The 18,167-nt window shown below is 30.0% G+C and carries 21 protein-coding genes and 1 tRNA gene; 5 read left to right on the top strand and 17 right to left on the bottom strand.

Annotated elements, in window-relative coordinates; all coding sequences use genetic code 11:
* Nucleotides 1-32 precede the first annotated feature (32 nt).
* On the top strand, nucleotides 33-713 hold the full coding sequence (locus AC2D6T_RS03265; RefSeq protein ID WP_484680430.1) for an SDR family NAD(P)-dependent oxidoreductase: 681 nt from the start codon (nucleotides 33-35) through the stop codon (nucleotides 711-713).
* A 17-nt stretch (nucleotides 714-730) separates the two neighbouring features.
* Complete coding sequence (locus AC2D6T_RS03260; RefSeq protein ID WP_484680429.1) at nucleotides 731-1,327, top strand: SprT-like domain-containing protein; 597 nt, start codon at nucleotides 731-733, stop codon at nucleotides 1,325-1,327.
* A 128-nt stretch (nucleotides 1,328-1,455) separates the two neighbouring features.
* On the opposite strand, the gene AC2D6T_RS03255 is transcribed toward AC2D6T_RS03260, so the two are convergent.
* The 5 genes from AC2D6T_RS03255 to AC2D6T_RS03235 form a co-directional block, all read right to left on the bottom strand.
* A complete protein-coding gene (locus tag AC2D6T_RS03255) occupies nucleotides 1,456-2,928 on the bottom strand; it encodes a DUF389 domain-containing protein (RefSeq protein ID WP_484680428.1) in 1,473 nt (490 codons plus the stop codon).
* 64 nt (nucleotides 2,929-2,992) lie between these two features.
* On the bottom strand, nucleotides 2,993-3,490 hold the full coding sequence (locus tag AC2D6T_RS03250; RefSeq protein WP_484680427.1) for a CIA30 family protein: 498 nt from the start codon (nucleotides 3,488-3,490) through the stop codon (nucleotides 2,993-2,995).
* Between the two features lie 147 nt (nucleotides 3,491-3,637).
* Nucleotides 3,638-3,710 (bottom strand) — tRNA-Lys (locus AC2D6T_RS03245).
* A gap of 62 nt (nucleotides 3,711-3,772) precedes the next feature.
* Entirely contained in the window at nucleotides 3,773-4,540 is a 768-nt protein-coding gene (locus tag AC2D6T_RS03240; protein WP_298947836.1) for an ABC transporter ATP-binding protein, read from the bottom strand.
* A 4-nt stretch (nucleotides 4,541-4,544) separates the two neighbouring features.
* On the bottom strand, nucleotides 4,545-5,285 hold the full coding sequence (locus AC2D6T_RS03235) for an MlaE family ABC transporter permease (protein ID WP_298947838.1): 741 nt from the start codon (nucleotides 5,283-5,285) through the stop codon (nucleotides 4,545-4,547).
* 111 nt (nucleotides 5,286-5,396) lie between these two features.
* Here AC2D6T_RS03235 and pafA point away from each other — a divergent pair, with 111 nt between their 5' ends.
* The 3 genes from pafA to AC2D6T_RS03220 are packed head-to-tail and all read left to right on the top strand — an operon-like array spanning nucleotide 5,397 to nucleotide 8,372.
* A complete protein-coding gene (gene pafA / locus AC2D6T_RS03230; RefSeq protein ID WP_484680426.1) occupies nucleotides 5,397-7,037 on the top strand; it encodes an alkaline phosphatase PafA in 1,641 nt (546 codons plus the stop codon).
* A gap of 13 nt (nucleotides 7,038-7,050) precedes the next feature.
* Complete coding sequence (locus AC2D6T_RS03225; RefSeq protein WP_438988881.1) at nucleotides 7,051-8,220, top strand: T9SS type A sorting domain-containing protein; 1,170 nt, start codon at nucleotides 7,051-7,053, stop codon at nucleotides 8,218-8,220.
* A 26-nt stretch (nucleotides 8,221-8,246) separates the two neighbouring features.
* Nucleotides 8,247-8,372 (top strand): hypothetical protein, encoded by a 126-nt coding sequence (locus AC2D6T_RS03220; protein ID WP_438988882.1) that lies wholly within the window; start codon nucleotides 8,247-8,249, stop codon nucleotides 8,370-8,372.
* On the opposite strand, the gene ctlX is transcribed toward AC2D6T_RS03220, so the two are convergent.
* From ctlX to infA, 12 genes are all read right to left on the bottom strand, one after another.
* Nucleotides 8,362-9,294, bottom strand: coding sequence for a citrulline utilization hydrolase CtlX (ctlX, locus tag AC2D6T_RS03215; RefSeq protein WP_438988883.1), 933 nt, complete (start codon nucleotides 9,292-9,294; stop codon nucleotides 8,362-8,364). The genes AC2D6T_RS03220 and ctlX overlap by 11 nt on opposite strands.
* Before the next feature lie 135 nt (nucleotides 9,295-9,429).
* Entirely contained in the window at nucleotides 9,430-10,344 is a 915-nt protein-coding gene (locus AC2D6T_RS03210; protein WP_484680425.1) for a dimethylarginine dimethylaminohydrolase family protein, read from the bottom strand.
* Nucleotides 10,345-10,413: 69 nt separating this feature from the next.
* On the bottom strand, nucleotides 10,414-11,700 hold the full coding sequence (locus tag AC2D6T_RS03205; protein ID WP_484680424.1) for a citrate synthase: 1,287 nt from the start codon (nucleotides 11,698-11,700) through the stop codon (nucleotides 10,414-10,416).
* Nucleotides 11,701-11,908: 208 nt separating this feature from the next.
* On the bottom strand, nucleotides 11,909-13,195 hold the full coding sequence (gene eno / locus AC2D6T_RS03200; protein WP_298947853.1) for a phosphopyruvate hydratase: 1,287 nt from the start codon (nucleotides 13,193-13,195) through the stop codon (nucleotides 11,909-11,911).
* A gap of 112 nt (nucleotides 13,196-13,307) precedes the next feature.
* Complete coding sequence (carA, locus tag AC2D6T_RS03195) at nucleotides 13,308-14,426, bottom strand: glutamine-hydrolyzing carbamoyl-phosphate synthase small subunit (RefSeq protein WP_438988886.1); 1,119 nt, start codon at nucleotides 14,424-14,426, stop codon at nucleotides 13,308-13,310.
* 96 nt (nucleotides 14,427-14,522) lie between these two features.
* Nucleotides 14,523-14,996 carry a 50S ribosomal protein L17 gene (rplQ, locus tag AC2D6T_RS03190; protein WP_484680423.1) on the bottom strand — a complete coding sequence of 158 codons (474 nt, stop codon included), beginning with the start codon at nucleotides 14,994-14,996 and terminating at the stop codon, nucleotides 14,523-14,525.
* A gap of 60 nt (nucleotides 14,997-15,056) precedes the next feature.
* Nucleotides 15,057-16,049, bottom strand: coding sequence for a DNA-directed RNA polymerase subunit alpha (locus AC2D6T_RS03185; RefSeq protein WP_484680422.1), 993 nt, complete (start codon nucleotides 16,047-16,049; stop codon nucleotides 15,057-15,059).
* Between the two features lie 94 nt (nucleotides 16,050-16,143).
* On the bottom strand, nucleotides 16,144-16,749 hold the full coding sequence (gene rpsD, locus AC2D6T_RS03180; protein WP_298947861.1) for a 30S ribosomal protein S4: 606 nt from the start codon (nucleotides 16,747-16,749) through the stop codon (nucleotides 16,144-16,146).
* 133 nt (nucleotides 16,750-16,882) lie between these two features.
* Nucleotides 16,883-17,266 carry a 30S ribosomal protein S11 gene (gene rpsK, locus AC2D6T_RS03175; protein ID WP_036825729.1) on the bottom strand — a complete coding sequence of 128 codons (384 nt, stop codon included), beginning with the start codon at nucleotides 17,264-17,266 and terminating at the stop codon, nucleotides 16,883-16,885.
* Nucleotides 17,267-17,349: 83 nt separating this feature from the next.
* Nucleotides 17,350-17,715, bottom strand: a complete 366-nt coding sequence (gene rpsM, locus AC2D6T_RS03170) for a 30S ribosomal protein S13 (protein ID WP_298947866.1) — start codon at nucleotides 17,713-17,715, stop codon at nucleotides 17,350-17,352.
* Between the two features lie 102 nt (nucleotides 17,716-17,817).
* The gene (ykgO, locus tag AC2D6T_RS03165) at nucleotides 17,818-17,934 is read right to left on the bottom strand and encodes a type B 50S ribosomal protein L36 (protein ID WP_004568720.1); all 117 of its coding nucleotides are present in this window, start codon (nucleotides 17,932-17,934) and stop codon (nucleotides 17,818-17,820) included.
* A gap of 13 nt (nucleotides 17,935-17,947) precedes the next feature.
* Nucleotides 17,948-18,163: a translation initiation factor IF-1 gene (infA, locus tag AC2D6T_RS03160; protein WP_015482241.1), complete on the bottom strand. Its 216-nt coding sequence runs from the start codon at nucleotides 18,161-18,163 to the stop codon at nucleotides 17,948-17,950.
* Nucleotides 18,164-18,167: the final 4 nt, after the last annotated feature.

Raw genomic sequence — 18,167 nt, 5'->3', positions numbered from 1 at the left:
AATACCTAATTTGGTAGCTTAAAATTTAAAAAATGAAAAATGTAGTTATTACTGGAACAAGTAGAGGAATTGGTTTTGAACTAGCAAAACAATTTGCAGAGGAAGGACACAATGTTTTAGCTATTTCTAGAAATACCCAACCTTTAGAGAAAGTTAATCATAAAAATATAAAAGTGATATCTGTAGATATTTCAAATACTGATGACTTACAAAAGGTGAAAGATTTTGTAGATACCAATTGGAAAAAAGTAGATATTATAGTGAATAACGCAGGTAAATTGATAAATAAACCATTTACAGATTTGACTTCTCAAGATTTTTTAGAAGTATATAAAGTAAATGTTTTTGCAGTGGCAGAAACCATACAAATATTAATTCCGTATCTATCTAAAGGAAGCCATGTAGTTACTGTAAGTTCTATGGGAGGCATACAAGGTAGCATGAAATTTCCTGGATTAGCAGCTTATAGTTCTGCAAAAGGAGCTGTTATAACACTATCTGAATTATTAGCAGAAGAATACAAAGAGCAAGAAATTGCATTTAATGTGTTGGCTTTAGGTGCTGTACAAACAGAAATGTTAGAAGAGGCTTTTCCTGGATATGAAGCACCACTTTCTGCTAAAGAAATGGCAGATTATCTATTTAATTTTGCTACCACTGGTAACAAATTTTATAACGGAAAAGTATTGCAGGTTTCAAGTTCTACTCCTTAATCAGTTTGACGAAATAATTGGATTATAATAATTTTATCCCTTCTAAAGCCATTCCATTTGTTCAATTTTTAATTGATGAGCACAACTTTACACTTAAAATTGTAAATCAAAGGCAAACAAAACATGGCGATTTTAGGCAATTACCTGATGGAAAATTTCAAATTACAGTAAATAATAATTTGAATCAACATCAATTTCTATTAACCTTAGTGCACGAAATTGCACATCATGTTACACATCAAAAATTTGGAAGAGTACAGCCTCATGGTAAAGAGTGGAAAGCTATTTTTCAACATTTAATGTTGCCTTTTTTGCATCCAGAAATTTATCCGAAAGAAATACTGCCTTATTTAGCCAATTATTTAAAAAACCCAAAAGCAAGTACAGACGCAGATGTAAAGTTATCTTTAGCTCTAAAAGGTAATGAAGCTGCAGCTGGTAAATATTTTGTTTTCGACATTCCTTTTGGGAGTCTTTTTACTTTTAAAAACATCGTTTACAAAAGAGGAAACAAACGCAGAACTCGTTACGAATGTTTAAATATTAAAAATAAAAAAGTATACCTTTTCAATCAAAATGTAGAAGTAACTCTTTTTGATCAGGAAGCTTTTTAAAAAAAATATGAAAAAAAAACTTTCTAAAAAAATAAAATATACAAATGATTATCAATACTTTAACTTACCGATAATCAAAATAAACCTAACAAACTGATTTTTTTTTTCTTTTCAGACAGCGTATTTTATTATTTTTCTCGTTTTATAAACAAAGTATCTAGCTCCATTTCTCTTTGCAACCACGTTCTTAATTCCTTTTCTTTGGGTAAAATAATACTATCATGCAATTTAGCGTTCCACTTTATAGTGGCAACTGGTATGGTATCTATTTTAATAAAGTCTTTAGACGATAAAACGTTTGCAAAACCAATTTTTTCGATATTTACATATCTTATTTTGGATTCTTTCGCAATTCTACTAAAAGCCACCACTTTTTGATTTTTATTTAAAGCATCTTGCTCTATTCTGTTATTTAAACTAGAAATTGTTTGTTGTAATTCTGTAATCTGCTTTTGCAAACCTGCAATAATATTTTTACTCTCTTGAAGTTCTGCACGCTTTTCTTTATAAGCTGTAGTGATCAACTCAAAACTTTTGGTATCACTTCCTTTAATACTCAAATTAAAACCAACTAAATTAGGGTAATCTCTACTATTAGAAAGCTCATTTTTTAAATCGTTTTCTGTTGCTTCTGTAATTTCATTAAAAAAGTTTACATAAATTTCTTTCTTTTCTATGTCCTTATCCCAATCTATTAATTGTAACGATTTATTATTTTTTATTTCATTTTTAATAAAATAATTAATCTGCGTATTCATTTGGTTTTCATTGAAAACATTTACAAAAGTAAAAATAGCAGGAATCATTACAGCGATACCTATTAAAGTAGCAATTGTAGATGAGCGTTTTCTTTTGGCTGCATTTGCATATTTATGCATTGGAAAACGCAAAAATTTTAAAACTAAAAATGTGGCTAATGCTATAAAAATTGTATTAATGGTAAACAAATACATAGCACCCAAAAAGTATGGAAAATTTCCTTTGGCTAACCCATAACCTGCCGTACATAAAGGTGGCATTAAAGCGGTAGCAATAGCTACACCAAAAATTACAGAAGCAATAGTACCTTTTTTAGTTCTGGCAACCATTAGTGCCAACCCTCCAAAAAACGCAATTAAAACATCACGTATATCTGGGCTAACTCTACCTAATAATTCCGAATTATCTTGACTTAATGGAAAAAAATAAAAGAATAAAAAAGAGGCGAATAAACTTAGCCCAATCATAGTACCTAAGTTGACGAGAGACTTTTTAAAAGTTTCTATATCATTTAAAGCAAAAGACATACCTAACCCCAAAATAGGCCCCATTAAAGGAGATATTAACATGGCTCCAATAACAACAGCTGTAGAATTTGCATTTAAACCAACAGAGGCCACAAAAACAGCAAAAATAAGAATCCAAGCGGTAGCGCCTTTAAAAGGAATATCAGCTTTTATGGCATCTAAAGTGGCTTCGTGATCTGTATCATCTCTAAAATCGAAAAGTTCTAGTAAAAACTTTTTAATACTGTGTATAAGTCCAATAGCATCTTTTTGAACATTTTGCTTTGTGTTTTCTTGCGAATGAGGCCCTACATTTTTTTGAATATCTTTTTCCATACATAAAAAATTAGAAAGTAGGAAAGATACCAAAAAAAGTTAATTGAAAAGACAACAATACTATTTACTGAAAAAAAATTTTATCAATTTCTAATTTAAAGTGCTGTTGTTTTTTGTTTCCGATTAAAAAAGCAATTTGTTCTATACTTTCAGCAGAAAAATTATCCATATTTAATTTTCTTCCTCTAAAAGCAGGATACATTTCTGAAAGTTGAATTGTGATGTTTTCCCAGTTACCTGAAGTTGTAAATGTTGAAATATAAGAATAGTTATTATTTGATTTGTCTTTAACTCTAAATTGATATTTTTTACCATCACCTTTTAACCTTATAACAATTTCTTTAGAATTTAAAGTTTGTATGGATTCAAAACGATAACGAACAGAAGAAAACCCTCCACTATTTTCTAAAGATACGTCTCCGTAAAATTCTGCATGACCATTTTTATTTAACCTAAAATTTCCATTAGATCGTCCTCCCATAACAACATCATCTACCACTCTCCAATTAGAAATATTGCTTTTTGTATTAAAATCGAAAAGTATGAGATTAGAATCCTTCATAAAAAATAAAATTGAAAAAAGTAAAATGTATATTTTGTACATAGTTAACTGCTATTATAGTACAAAATTACTTAGAAAACGAATGAATTATGTTGGAGTATTGTTAAAATAAAAAAGTTCCATACGATTTGTATGGAACTTTTTCTGTGACCGGGCTGGGGCTCGAACCCAGGACCCTCTCCTTAAAAGGGAGATGCTCTACCAACTGAGCTACCAGGTCATTTTTTTTCGTTTAAGCGGGTGCAAATATATGAGTTATTTTATAAAAAACAAACCTATTTTTTATTTTGTTTCTTTTAAATAAACTTCTCTTACTTTTTTTAATAAATTAGAAGAATACACAAAGTCTACAACAGCTTCATTATCAGTAGAAAAAATGTCTTCACTACTACCTTCCCACTCTTTTTTTCCTTTGCTTAAAAAAATTATTTTTTCTCCAATTTCTATTACAGAATTCATATCATGGGTATTAATTACGGTTGTAATTTGGTATTCGTCTGTAATTTCTTGTATTAATTTATCTATTACAATGGCAGTTTGAGGATCTAAACCAGAGTTGGGTTCATCACAAAATAAATATTTTGGATTCATTACAATAGCTCTTGCAATGGCAACTCTTTTTTGCATTCCTCCAGATAATTCTGCTGGTAATTTATCATTAGAATTTTCTAAATTAACTCTGTTTAAAACAAAATTAACACGCTCTAACATTTCTTCTTTTGTTTTTTTGGTAAACATTTTTAATGGAAACATTACATTTTCTTCTACTGTTTGAGAATCAAATAAAGCACTTCCTTGAAAAACCATTCCTATTTCCTGCCTCCATTGTTGTTTTTCGGCATCGGTAAAATGAGTATTTATTTTGCCATCAAAAGAAACAGTTCCTTTTTCTGGTTTGTGTAAGCCTATTAACGATTTTAAGAAAACAGTTTTCCCAGAACCACTTTGACCGATTATTAAATTTGTTTTTCCTGGTAAAAATGTAGCCGTAATTCCTTTTAAAACTTCTGTGCCGTTAAACCCTTTATGTAAATCTTTAACTTCTATCATATTGTTATGTTAGTAGTAATTGTGTTAATATATAATTGGCAATTACTATTAGAATAGTTGTCCAAACTACAGCCTGTGTACTGGCTTTTCCCACTGCAATAGAGCCTCCTTTTACAAAATAACCATGATAAGAAGGAACCGTAGTAATTAAAAAAGAAAAAACCAGTGTTTTTATCAAAGCATATACAATTAAAAAAGGTTTAAAATCTGTTTGTATGCCTATAATATAATCTGTACCTGTAAATAAACCCGAAAGAACTCCTGCTAGCCATCCACCAAAAATACCTAAAGCCATGGCTACAGCAATTAAAAAAGGATAAAAGAATAATGCTGCAATAACTTTAGGTAATACTAAAAAATTTATGGAGTTTATCCCCATTACTTCTAGAGCATCAATTTGTTCTGTAACCCTCATAGTACCAATACTTGAAGTAATATAAGAACCTACTTTGCCTGCTAAAATAATAGAGCAAAATGTAGGAGCAAATTCTAAAATAATAGATCTTTTTGCTGCAAAACCTATTAAAGAATCGGGTATAAAAGGACTGTCTAAATTTAAAGCTGTTTGTAAAGCAATAACACCCCCTATAAAAAAGGAAATAAACATAATAATTCCTAAAGATTTGATGCCCAAATCTTCTATTTCTTTCATTAAGGCTTCGTAAAATATTTTTGGCTTTTGTGGTTTTGTAAAAACGCGCCCTAGCATCATAAAATATTTACCTATTTGTTCAATATAAATCATTCAAAGAAATTTTAAGCTAAAGTATTAAATTATGATTAATTGATTGTTAATTAATACATATCAAAATAAAAAATAATTACTTTTGTTTATGTAAGGATTTAAATTACTTCGATGAAAAATATAATTTTATTTGTTTTATGTGTTTTTTTATTTTTTTCTAATTGTACAGAAAAAAAAATACAAGATAAAAAACCAAAACTTGTTGTTGGTATTGTGATAGATCAAATGAGGTACGATTATTTAACAAGATATGCAGAGAGGTATGGCAAAGGTGGTTTCAACAGAATTTTAAAGAATGGATTTTCTTTAGAAAACGCACATTATAACTATATACCAACATATACAGCTGTTGGACATGCTTCTATTTTTACTGGTACAACGCCAAATAATCATGGTATTATTTCTAACAATTGGTATGATAAATTTTTGAAGGAAAGCATATACTGTGTAGATGATTCCAACTACGCAACGGTTGGAAATTCTGGTAATGTTGGTAAAAAATCTCCACAAAGATTGTATACCACAACAATTTCTGACGAGTTACATTTGGCCCAAAATATGAAAGGAAAAACCATTGGATTGTCTATAAAAGATAGGTCTGCAATTTTACCCGTAGGTCATACAGCAAATGGTGCTTATTGGTATGATGCTAATAATAATAATAATCAATGGGTTACAAGTTCATACTACATGAAAAAACTTCCTAAATGGGTTGCAGATTTTAATGCAAACAATAATGCAGACAATTACTTAAATGAAACTTGGAACACTTTGTATGATATAAATACTTATGAAAAAAGTAGAAGTGACAATAATATTTTTGAAAAAAATTTAAACGGAAAAGCAACTCCCACTTTTCCAAAAAAATTAAAAGAATTAAGAGCAAAAAACGGGAATTTTAATTTGATCAAAACAGTTCCTGCTGGAAATACGTATACGGTAGATTTTGCCAAAGCTGCCATTATAGGAGAACAATTGGGCAAAACAGCCTATACAGATTTTTTAACCGTTAGTTTTTCCTCTACAGATTATATTGGGCATAGATATGGTGTTGCAGCTGTTGAAACAGAAGACACCTATTTACGTTTAGATAAAGATTTAGAAGATTTTTTTACTTTTTTAGATACAGAAGTAGGGAAAAATAATTACACATTATTTTTAACTGCAGATCATGCTGCTGTTCATGTACCTGCTTACTTACAGTCTTTAAAAATTTCTGCACACTATATGGATGCTAAAAAGTTTAAAAAGTTTATTTTAGAGATCACACAAAAATATTTTAACTCTAAAGAATTGATAGAAAATATTTCTAACTATCAAATATTTTTAAATAAAGATAAGATAGCATCTCTAGGGTTGGATAAAAATGAAGTAGCGCAAAAGCTGGCAGAAGAAGTTATTAATTTTGATAAAATATACAAGGCTGTAACAGCAAGAACTTTGCAAACAACCAATTTTACAGATGGAATTATGAATTCGCTTCAAAATGGATACAATCAGAAATTTTCTGGAGATGTTTTAATGATCCCTTATCCTGCTACACTAATAAGAGAAAGAAAAGGCACTAGCCATGGTTCTGGATATTCTTACGATACTCATATTCCTATTATTTTTTATGGAAATGGTATTAAAAAAGGTAAAAGTTCTAAAAAATATTCAATAATTGATATTGCTCCAACAATATCGAACTTGTTAAAAATTGAATCGCCTAATGGTACTTCAGGTAAAGTTATAGAAGAAGCTTTAAAATAACTATCTTACAAAGATGAAACAGTTACTATTACTATTTACGGGTTTAATCTACCTATCTAGTTTTAGTCAAATTTCTGATTTTAAAATAAAGTTTGATTTACCAAATGAAGTTGCTGAAACTTCTGGATTATTGTTCTTGAATGGTAAAATAATTACTCATAATGATAGTGGCGACTCAGCTAATTTATATGAAATAGATTCACTAACTGGGAATTTAACTAGAACAATTATCATCTCTAATGCTACAAATATTGATTGGGAAGATCTTTCTGAAGATGACACACATATTTATATTGGTGACATTGGTAATAATAGTGGCAATAGAATTGATTTAAAAATTTACAAAATTTTAAAAACAGATTATTTAACAGAAAACGCTATAACTGCTGAAGTAATTAATTTTTCATACGAAGATCAAACCGATTTTACAACCAAAGTAAATACCAACAATTTTGATGCAGAAGCATTTGTTATCTATCAAGATTCAATATTAATTTTTACAAAAAATTGGACAAATTTTAAAACCAACGTTTATAAAATCCCAAAGGTAGCAGGAACATATTCTGCCGAAAAAATAAGTACAGGGAATGTTCAGATTTTAATTACTGGAGCTACTTATAATTTAACAGACGACATTTTTTTTCTTTGCGGTTATGATTCTACTGCAAATCCTTTTCTAGTGTTTATAGATAATAATAGAACTTCGGGAAGTAATATTTTTGACTCAGGATATCAAAGAATATCAATTGCATCAGAAATAGGGCAAGATGCACAAGGTAGTCAAGTTGAAGGGATTACTAATTTTGGAAATGGTAAATATTACTTATCTAGAGAATTTGTATCCACAATTCAAGGAGGTGTTACATTCAATTTCCCACAACGTTTGTATGAATTTTCAGACTCTCAAAGCAATACATTAGTAGCTGTAAAAGAAGAAGATAATATTGATTTTAAAATTTATCCAAACCCGGTAAATAGTAAAATATACATCAAAAAAATAAATAGTGAGCTACCTCTTTTTAAAGTAAAAATATTTTCTGTAATTGGAAAAGAAATTAATACGACAGAAATTATTGATTATAGTAAAGGGATTGATATTTCTCATTTAAAAAATGGAACATACTTTATAAGGTTTTACTTTAAAGATCGACAAACAATAACAAAAAGATTTGTCAAATTCTAAAATTAGAGCTTTTTTGATGCTTTTAAATGGATTTTCTAGAAAGTACAATACCAACAATTAAAGTAATAAAAGCATCCATTGAAATTCCTGGAATAAAGTTTACAACAACTGGTTTAATTGATAAAATAATAGACTCTTATTTTATTTTATAGGTAAAAAAACCTCTGCCATCATACATCTAGCACTACCACCTCCACAGGTTTCTATAGTTTCTAAAGAACTATAAATAATTTTAGAGTGATTATTTATTTTAGAAATTTGACTTTGGGTTAAAGAGTCATAAGCAGCTTTACTCATCACTAAAAACAACTCATCATTTGCTCCTTGAACCTGCAACATATTTCCTGCAAAACGATGCATTTGCTTTTCTGAAATATCAATTACATGCTTACCATCTTCTTTTAAATGTTTTAGTACGTTTTTCTTTTCTTTTTTATCATCTATGGCATCTAAACAGATTACCGCAAAAGTTTCTGCAACACACATCATTACATTGGTATGATAAATAGGTACGCGTTTATTATCTACTGTTTGGTTGGCAATAAATATGACTGGTGTATATTCAAAATCTTCACAAAACTCTATAAATAAATCTTCATCTGCTCTTGCAGATAAAGCACAATATGCTTTTCTATTTGTTCTGTCTAAAATAATACTTCCTGTTCCTTCTAAAAACAAATTTTCTTCTTCTGCTGATGTATAATCAACAATATTTTCTATTAAAAATCCTTTTTCTTCTATAACGTCTAAAATTTCTAATCTTCTTTCTAACCGTCTATTTTCTGCAAACATTGGGTAAACTCCTACAGTACCATCTTCGTGAAAAGAAATCCAGTTATTAGGAAAAACTGCGTCTGGAGTATCAAAATCATCAGTGTCTGATATGACAACAACATTTACACCATAACTTTTTAATTTAAAAACGTATGCATCAAATTCTTCTTGTGCTTTTTTATTTATTTCAGCATTTTTTAAAGCTACATCTTCTTGAAAATAATTATTAACTGCAGTTTGTTCATTCATCCTAAAATTTTTAGGACGAATCATTAAAATAGTATTTGTGGTTTGTTTCATATTAAATTTTAAAAAAAAAATTATTTTTTTGTGTTGAAATCGAAAATTGAAAACAATAATTTGGTTTGTCTCTAGACTTAAAAAAAAATCTAATTAGGTTCTCAACTAATCTTTAAAGTTAACTAAAAAACCCTCTTAATCTCTAATTAATGGCATTGTAGAACAACGTAACAAACCTTCTTGCTTTGCAATTTCTGCATAGGGTACTTCTTCTACCGTAAAACCATTTTTTCTTAACCAAGTATTTAATCTTGTAAAGTTTTGTTCTGATATAATAACTTGTTCTGAAATTGAAAAAACATTACTATTCATGTTATACATTTCTTCTTTTGTAATCTCAAATATATTCTCTTTTCCAAAGAAATTAACCAACCATTCATATTCTTTTTCTACTAAAAATCCATTTTTATGCAAAATGGCTTTGTCTTTTCCAATAGGTTGAAAACAACAATCTAAATGTAATGCATTTTCTCTAGGGTTTGTTTTGTCTTTTCTAAGCTCAAAAGATTTTACAGTTTTTTCTGGAAACAATTCTTGCAAAGCTATTACTGCATCTATATTTGTTCTTGCTGTAATATGTGCTGCATAATCCTCTCCAGAATAGGTTCCCACAAAAATGTAATCATTCCAAGGCATTACATCTCCACCTTCTACATGGCACTCTTCTGGTAATTTTAAAATTTTATTGGGATCTATTTTAGAGATAACATGAGAAATAGCCTCTATTTCTTGGTCTCTGTCTGGTAATATATTTGCTTTTATAAATTTATCATCTATTACAAAAGCAATATCTCTAGAAAATATTTGGTTGTAATTTTCTATAACTTTAGGTCTAAATACTTTTACATTGTATTTTTCTAACACTTTTGCTACGGCTTCCATTTCTTTGATCATGTCCTCTTCTTTTGGGTAGGTTCCTGCAAGCACATGCTGTACACTTTTTGGGTCGTAACAATCTTCTATATTAGGTACAAGTCCATTACTTTGTGCAGTACCCAAAACAACTGCTCTTAACTTATTAGTTTCATTATTAACGTTTAATTGTATCATAAAACGATATTTATAAAAAAAGCTTCATAAAATATGAAGCTTTTTAAAATTTATATAAATGTAATAAAATTATCTGTTTTCTATAGAAACAAAACCTCTTTCGTTTTCTCCAACATATATTTGACGTGGACGCCCAATAGGTTCTTTTTTCAAACGCATTTCTTTCCATTGAGCAATCCAACCTGGTAAACGTCCCATTGCAAACATTACCGTAAACATTTCTACAGGAATACCCATTGCTCTGTATATAATACCTGAATAGAAATCTACATTTGGATATAATTTTCTTTCTACAAAATAAGGATCATTTAAGGCTTCTTTTTCTAAACCTTTTGCAATCTCTAGGATAGGATCATCAACTCCTAGACTTTCTAAAACTTCGTCTGCAGCTTTTTTAATGATTTTTGCTCTTGGATCAAAGTTTTTATAAACTCTGTGACCAAAGCCCATTAATCTAAAAGGATCATTTTTATCTTTAGCTTTTGCCATATATTTCTTAGTATCTCCACCATCTTCTTTAATCGCTTCTAACATTTCTAAAACTGCTTGGTTTGCACCTCCATGAAGTGGCCCCCAAAGTGCAGAAATTCCTGCAGATAAAGAAGCGAATAAACCGGCATGAGAAGAACCTACAACTCTTACAGTAGATGTTGAACAATTTTGTTCGTGATCTGCATGTAAAATTAATAACTTGTCTAAGGCATTTTTTACTATGGTATTTACCTCATAATTTTCATTAGGCTGTTCAAACATCATTTTCATAATATTTTCTACATACCCTAAAGAATTAGACCCATAATTTAAAGGTAGTCCTTGTTTTTTACGCATTGTCCAAGCTACTAAAACAGGAAATTTACCCATAATTTTAACAATTGCATTGTACATCTCCTCTTCTGAATCTACGTTTACAGAGGAATGGTTAAATGCAGTTAATGCACTTGTAAGAGAAGATAAAATTCCCATTGGATGGGCTGTTTTAGGAAAAGCATCTATAATTTTTTTAACATCATCATCAACTACAGATTGAGCTTTTATATCTGAATGAAATTTTTCTAATTGATCAGACGATGGTAAATCACCAAATATTAAAGCATATGCAACTTCTAAAAAATTTGCTTTTTCAGCAAGCTCTTCTATAGAATATCCTCTATATCTTAAGATCCCTTTTTCTCCATCTAAAAAAGTAACAGCACTTTCACAAGAACCTGTGTTTTTGAATCCAGGATCAATTGTTATTACCCCATTTGTTGCACCTCTTAATGATTTTATATTAATTGCAACTTCATTTTCTGTTCCTTTTATTAAAGGAAACTCATACGTATTTTCTCCTAATTTTAATTTAGCTGTGTCTGACATTTGCTGTTTTTTAACTTTTTTTTTGTTAATGCGAAGATAAGATATTTTGTATGATTTTAAAATCTCTTTAGATGCATTTTTAATATTTTAAAATAAAATTAACTTATTAAATTTTTGGCAAAAAAAAAACCAGTGAAAATTTTTCACTGGTTTGATTTTTATTATAAAATTTGATTACAAATTTTAAATTATTCTATTTCTTTTAAAATTATATTTTAAAAGCTTTCTCTTTAGGGAAATAAGCAACAGCTCCTAATTCTTCCTCAATTCTTAATAATTGGTTGTATTTAGCCATTCTATCAGAACGAGATGCAGAACCTGTTTTTATTTGACCACAGTTTAATGCAACTGCTAAATCTGCAATTGTATTATCTTCTGTTTCTCCAGATCTGTGAGACATCACAGATGTATAACCTGCATTTTTAGCCATATTTACTGCTGCAATTGTTTCTGTTAAAGTACCAATTTGGTTTACTTTAATTAAAATCGAATTTGCAATATCATTCTGGATTCCTTTTGACAAACGCTCTACATTTGTAACAAATAGATCATCCCCTACTAATTGAACTTTATCTCCAATTTTTTCAGTTAAATATTTCCATCCATCCCAATCATTTTCATCCATACCATCTTCTATAGAAATAATTGGATAATTTGCTGCTAATTCTGCTAAGTAATCTGCTTGCTCTTTGCTTGTTCTTACTTTTCCTTTGCTTCCTTCAAATTTTGTGTAGTCATAAGCACCGTCTACGTAAAATTCTGCAGCAGCACAGTCTAAGGCAATTTTAACTTCTTCGCCAAAAACATAACCTGCATTTTTTACTGCCAATGCAATCGTATCTAAGGCGTCTTCTGTACCATCTAATGTTGGTGCAAAACCTCCTTCATCACCTACAGCTGTAGATAGATTTCTATCGTGTAAAACCTTTTTTAGGTTATGAAAAATTTCTGATCCCATTTGCATTGCTTCAGAAAAATTTTTTGCTTTTACTGGCATTACCATAAATTCTTGAAATGCAATTGGCGCATCTGAATGAGAACCACCATTAATGATATTCATCATAGGTACTGGTAATGTATTTGCAGAAACACCACCAATATATCTATATAAAGGCATCCCTAATTCGTTAGCTGCCGCTTTTGCTACTGCTAAAGAAACACCTAAAATTGCATTTGCACCTAATTTAGATTTGTTTGGTGTGCCATCTAAATCAATCATTAATTGATCGATGCCATTTTGTTCAAAAACAGAAACTCCTAATAATTCTTCTGCAATAATTTCGTTTACATTTTTAACGGCTTTTAAAACACCTTTACCCATGTAATCTTTTCCACCATCTCTTAACTCTACAGCTTCATGTTCTCCTGTAGAAGCTCCTGAAGGTACAGCAGCTCTACCAAGAATACCGCTTTCTGTTGTTACATCTACTTCTACTGTTGGATTTCCTCTTGAATCGAAAATTTGACGTGCATGAACACTAATAATAATACTCATTATATATTTTTTTAATTGATTTATTTTTAGATGGCTAATTTACAAAATAAGCCACTGTTTTACTTTGTTTTAGAAAGATTGTTACGAAAACGTTTTCAAACTAAAACTCGTATTAAACTATTGTATTTGAATGTTTTTTGATAGTTTCTATAAACTGATCGAATAAATATTCTGAATCATGTGGTCCAGGGCTTGCTTCTGGGTGATATTGTACAGAGAAAATTGGTTTGTCTTTTATTTTAATTCCAGCTACAGTATGGTCGTTTAAATGTACATGAGTAATTTCAACAGTATTATTGGCTTCTGTTTCTTCTCTATTGATAGCAAAACCATGGTTTTGAGAAGTAATTTCTCCTTTTCCTGTTAGTAGGTTTTTTACTGGATGATTAATTCCTCTATGACCATTGTGCATTTTATAAGTAGAAATTCCGTTTGCCAAAGCAATTACTTGATGCCCTAAGCAAATACCAAATAAAGGTAAATTTCTTTTAATAATTTCTTTAGCAACTTCTTGTGCTTCTTTTAGGGGTTCTGGATCTCCAGGTCCATTAGAAATAAAATATCCATTAGGATTAAAACTTGTTAGATCTTCAAAAGTTGCATTGTAAGGGAATACTTTAATATAAGCGCCTCTTTTTGCCAAGTTTCTTAAAATATTCTTTTTAATACCGATATCTAAAGCAGAAATTTTTATGTCAGAATTTTCATCACCAATAAAATATGGTTCTTTAGTTGAGACTTTAGAAGCTAGTTCTAAACCTTCCATACTTGGCACTTCTGCTAATTGTTTTTTTAAACCTTCAATATTATCAACCTCTGTAGATATTATTGCATTCATAGCTCCATTATCTCTAATATAAGCAACTAATGCTCTGGTATCTACATCTGAAATGGCAACAATATTGTGTGTGTCGAACCAATCTTTTAGGTTTCCATCAGAATCTGCTCTTGAGTGTGTAAAACTAAAGTTTCTACAAACTAAACCAGAAATTTTAATTCCATCAGATTCTACTTCTTCATTATTAACACCATAATTACCTATGTGTGCATTTGCTGTTACCATAATTTGTCTAAAGTAAGAAGGGTCTGTAAAGATTTCTTGATAACCCGTCATCCCTGTATTAAAACAAATTTCTCCTGTTGCTGTTCCTTCTATACCTACAGATTTACCATAAAATATAGTTCCGTCTGCTAATAAAACTAATGCCTTTTTTCTAGTTTGATATTTCATTGATGTATACTTGTGTTTGTTGTTGTAAAAATATAAAAAAAGGGATAAACGTAAACGTTTATCCCTTTTATATAATTTAAAAAATTTTCATTTTTTTTATTCTTCAGATTTTTCTTCTGTTGCAGTTTCTTCTACTTGAGCCGTTGCAGCTTTTTTAGTTCTACCTCTTCTTGTAGATTTTTTAGCTTTTTTACCTTTTGGATTGTAAATTTCGTTGTAATCTACTAATTCTACCATAGCCATAGGAGCATTATCTCCTTGACGGTTTCCTAATTTGATAATACGAATATAACCTCCTGGTCTGTCTGCTACTTTTACAGAAATTTCTCTAAAAAGTTCTGTTACTGCATATTTATCACGTAAATAAGAGAATACAATACGTCTATTGTGAGTTGTATCTGCTTTAGATTTAGTAATTAATGGCTCTACAAAAGTTCTTAATGCTTTTGCTTTTGCCACAGTTGTGTTAATACGCTTGTGCTCTATTAAAGAACAAGCCATATTAGCTAACATTGCTTTTCTATGCGCTGTTTTTCTTCCTAAGTGATTTACTTTTTTTCCGTGTCTCATGACGTTTGTTTTATACTTTCATCTTGCATCTACCCATTTTGAGGAGCAAAATATGAAAGATTAATCTCTATCTAATTTATATTTTGTTAAATCCATTCCGAAACTTAAGCCTTTAACAATAACTAGCTCTTCTAACTCAGTTAAAGATTTTTTACCAAAATTTCTAAATTTCATCAAATCGCTTTTGTTAAAAGAAACTAAATCTCCTAATGTATCTACCTCTGCTGCTTTTAAACAATTTAAAGCTCTTACAGATAAATCCATATCAATTAATCTCGTTTTTAATAACTGACGCATATGCAATGATTCTTCATCATATGTTTCTGTCTGTGCAATTTCATCAGCCTCTAAAGTAATACGCTCATCAGAGAACAACATAAAGTGGTGAATTAAAATTTTTGCAGCTTCTGTTAATGCATCTTTTGGGTTTATAGAACCATCTGTATCTATATCAAAAACTAATTTTTCGTAATCTGTTTTTTGTTCTACACGATAATTTTCGATTGCATATTTTACATTCTTAATTGGTGTGTAAATAGAATCTGTAAAAATAGTTCCTATAGGTGCAGTTGCTTTTTTATTTTCTTCTGCGGGTACAAAACCTCTACCTTTTTCGATAGAAATTTCTGCATTTAATTTTACAGACTTGTCCATGTTACAAATTACTAACTCTGGGTTTAATACTTGAAAACCAGAAATAAATTTTTGCAAATCTCCTGCTGTAAATTGTTCTTGTCCAGAAACAGATACTGATACAGTTTCTCTATCAGTTTCATCTATTTGTTTTTTAAAACGTACTTGTTTTAAATTTAAAATAATTTCTGTTACATCTTCTACAACACCTGGTATTGTAGAGAACTCATGCTCTACACCATCTACTCTTAATGATGTAATTGCAAAACCTTCTAATGAAGATAAAAGAACTCTTCTTAATGCATTACCTACTGTTAAACCAAAACCTGGTTCTAAAGGTCTAAATTCAAATCTACCAGAAAAATCTGTAGATTCAATCATAATTACTTTGTCAGGTTTTTGAAAATTTAATATTGCCATTTTTCTTCGTTTTAATTGTTATTTAGTTGCGCGGTTTAGAAGTTTGAAGAAGATCTTAAAAACCCTTTGGCCAAATACCAACTTGGTTAAATTATTATTTAGAATATAATTCTACGATTAATTGTTCTTTGATGTTTTCTGGAATTTGAAGTCTTTCTGGAACTTTCACAAAAGTACCAGTTTTGGTATCGTTATTCCATGTTAACCATTCAAAAACATTGTTGTTAGATGCTAATGCATCTTCGATTGCTTGTAATGATTTAGATTTTTCTCTAACAGCAACAACATCACCTTCTTTTAATCTGTAAGATGGTACGTTTACAATATTACCATTAACTGTAATATGTCTGTGAGATACTAATTGACGTGCTCCGCTTCTAGAATTAGAAATTCCCATTCTGTAAACAACGTTATCTAAGCGAGATTCACATAATTGTAATAAGATTTCACCTGTAATACCTTGTGAAGAAGATGCGTCTTTAAATAAGTTTCTAAATTGACGCTCTAAAATACCGTAAGTATATTTTGCTTTTTGCTTCTCCATTAATTGAGTAGCATATTCAGATTTTTTTCCTCTTCTTCTTGCATTACCATGCTGTCCTGGAGGATAATTTCTTTTTTCGAAGTTTTTGTCATCTCCGAAAATTGCCTCGCCAAATTTACGAGCAATTTTAGTTTTTGGTCCTGTATATCTTGCCATTTTGTTTTTGTTATAGATAGGGATTATGAATTAAGGCTTATCCTTCGCTAATCGTATTCCTATCAGATTAAAATATAATATTTGTTAATAAGGATGCTGAATATGATTCAGCATATAATTTGTATGTATCAAATTATACTCTTCTTCTTTTTGGTGGACGACAACCATTATGAGGAATTGGAGTAACATCGATTATTTCTGTTACTTCGATACCAGCATTATGTATTGATCTAATAGCAGATTCTCTACCATTACCTGGTCCTTTTACATAAACTTTTACTTTACGTAAACCAGCTTCTTTTGCAACGTTTGCACAATCTTCTGCTGCTAATTGGGCTGCATAAGGAGTATTCTTTTTAGAACCTCTAAAACCCATTTTACCTGCAGACGACCAAGAAATTACGTCTCCTTTTTTATTTGTTAAAGATATAATGATGTTATTAAAAGATGCAGTTACATGTGCTTCTCCTATAGCATCGATAATTACTTTACGCTTTTTTGAACTTGCTTTTGCCATATTGTTTTGTGTTTAGTTATTTTGTGTAGTAAGTTGTATTTAAAATACGGCACACTACACCATAACTAGGTTAATCTCTAACTTTATTTTTTCTTGTTAGCTACTGTTTTTCTCTTACCTTTTCTTGTACGAGAATTGTTTTTAGTTCTTTGTCCTCTTAAAGGTAAACCTAATCTGTGACGTATCCCTCTTTGGCAACCAATGTCCATTAAACGTTTAATGCTTATTTGAACTTCAGAACGTAGTTCTCCTTCAATAGTGAAAGAACCTACTTGCTCTCTAATTGCTGCGATTTGATCATCAGTCCAGTCTTGAACTTTAATACTTTCGTCTACTTTTGCTGCTGCTAAAACTTTTTTAGCTCTGCTGTTTCCTATACCAAAGATGTAAGTTAAAGCAATAACTCCTCTTTTATTCTTTGGAATATCAATACCTGCTATTCTTGCCATATTAATTAGTTATTAGTTGTTAGCCTTTAACTGCTAGTGGTAAAACTTAATAAGTTTTGCTAGAAAAAATCTAACACTAACGTTTAAAATCTAACGTTTACTTTATCCTTGTCTTTGTTTAAATCTAGGATTTTGTTTGTTAATTACGTATAATCTACCTTTTCTGCGTACTATCTTGCAGTCGGCACTTCTCTTTTTTACTGATGCTCTAACTTTCATCTGTTCTATGTTTTTAGTATCTGTAAGTAATTCTTGCTTTTGTTAAATCGTAAGGACTCATTTCTAACTTTACCTTATCACCTGGTAATAATTTAATATAATGCATGCGCATTTTCCCAGAGATGTGTGCCGTTACAATATGTCCGTTTTCTAATTCTACACGAAACATTGCATTTGATAATGCTTCTGTTATAGTTCCATCTTGTTGAATTGCTGATTGCTTAGCCATACTA

The organism is Polaribacter sp. YIW18 (genome assembly GCF_057219325.1).
Note: the sequence above shows the minus strand (reverse complement) of the source record. Positions and strands in the feature narration are given on the sequence as shown.

Bases quoted from the DNA above. Each gene is read 5' to 3' on its own strand.
- AC2D6T_RS03240 (WP_298947836.1), bottom strand. From the start codon at position 4,540: ATGATAGAAGTTAAAGATTTACATAAAGGGTTTAACGGCACAGAAGTT.
- carA (WP_438988886.1), bottom strand. From the start codon at position 14,426: ATGAAATATCAAACTAGAAAAAAGGCATTAGTTTTATTAGCAGACGGA.
- ykgO (WP_004568720.1), bottom strand. From the start codon at position 17,934: ATGAAAGTTAGAGCATCAGTAAAAAAGAGAAGTGCCGACTGCAAGATA.
- AC2D6T_RS03265 (WP_484680430.1), top strand. From the start codon at position 33: ATGAAAAATGTAGTTATTACTGGAACAAGTAGAGGAATTGGTTTTGAA.
- infA (WP_015482241.1), bottom strand. From the start codon at position 18,163: ATGGCTAAGCAATCAGCAATTCAACAAGATGGAACTATAACAGAAGCA.
- AC2D6T_RS03255 (WP_484680428.1), bottom strand. From the start codon at position 2,928: ATGGAAAAAGATATTCAAAAAAATGTAGGGCCTCATTCGCAAGAAAAC.
- AC2D6T_RS03225 (WP_438988881.1), top strand. From the start codon at position 7,051: ATGAAACAGTTACTATTACTATTTACGGGTTTAATCTACCTATCTAGT.
- AC2D6T_RS03250 (WP_484680427.1), bottom strand. From the start codon at position 3,490: ATGAAGGATTCTAATCTCATACTTTTCGATTTTAATACAAAAAGCAAT.
- rpsD (WP_298947861.1), bottom strand. From the start codon at position 16,749: ATGGCAAGATATACAGGACCAAAAACTAAAATTGCTCGTAAATTTGGC.
- ctlX (WP_438988883.1), bottom strand. From the start codon at position 9,294: ATGAAACAAACCACAAATACTATTTTAATGATTCGTCCTAAAAATTTT.
- AC2D6T_RS03235 (WP_298947838.1), bottom strand. From the start codon at position 5,285: ATGATTTATATTGAACAAATAGGTAAATATTTTATGATGCTAGGGCGC.
- rpsM (WP_298947866.1), bottom strand. From the start codon at position 17,715: ATGGCAAGAATAGCAGGTATTGATATTCCAAAGAATAAAAGAGGAGTT.
- rplQ (WP_484680423.1), bottom strand. From the start codon at position 14,996: ATGAGACACGGAAAAAAAGTAAATCACTTAGGAAGAAAAACAGCGCAT.
- AC2D6T_RS03205 (WP_484680424.1), bottom strand. From the start codon at position 11,700: ATGTCAGACACAGCTAAATTAAAATTAGGAGAAAATACGTATGAGTTT.
- eno (WP_298947853.1), bottom strand. From the start codon at position 13,195: ATGAGTATTATTATTAGTGTTCATGCACGTCAAATTTTCGATTCAAGA.
- rpsK (WP_036825729.1), bottom strand. From the start codon at position 17,266: ATGGCAAAAGCAAGTTCAAAAAAGCGTAAAGTAATTATCGATGCTATA.
- AC2D6T_RS03220 (WP_438988882.1), top strand. From the start codon at position 8,247: ATGGATTTTCTAGAAAGTACAATACCAACAATTAAAGTAATAAAAGCA.
- AC2D6T_RS03210 (WP_484680425.1), bottom strand. From the start codon at position 10,344: ATGATACAATTAAACGTTAATAATGAAACTAATAAGTTAAGAGCAGTT.
- pafA (WP_484680426.1), top strand. From the start codon at position 5,397: ATGAAAAATATAATTTTATTTGTTTTATGTGTTTTTTTATTTTTTTCT.
- AC2D6T_RS03185 (WP_484680422.1), bottom strand. From the start codon at position 16,049: ATGGCAATATTAAATTTTCAAAAACCTGACAAAGTAATTATGATTGAA.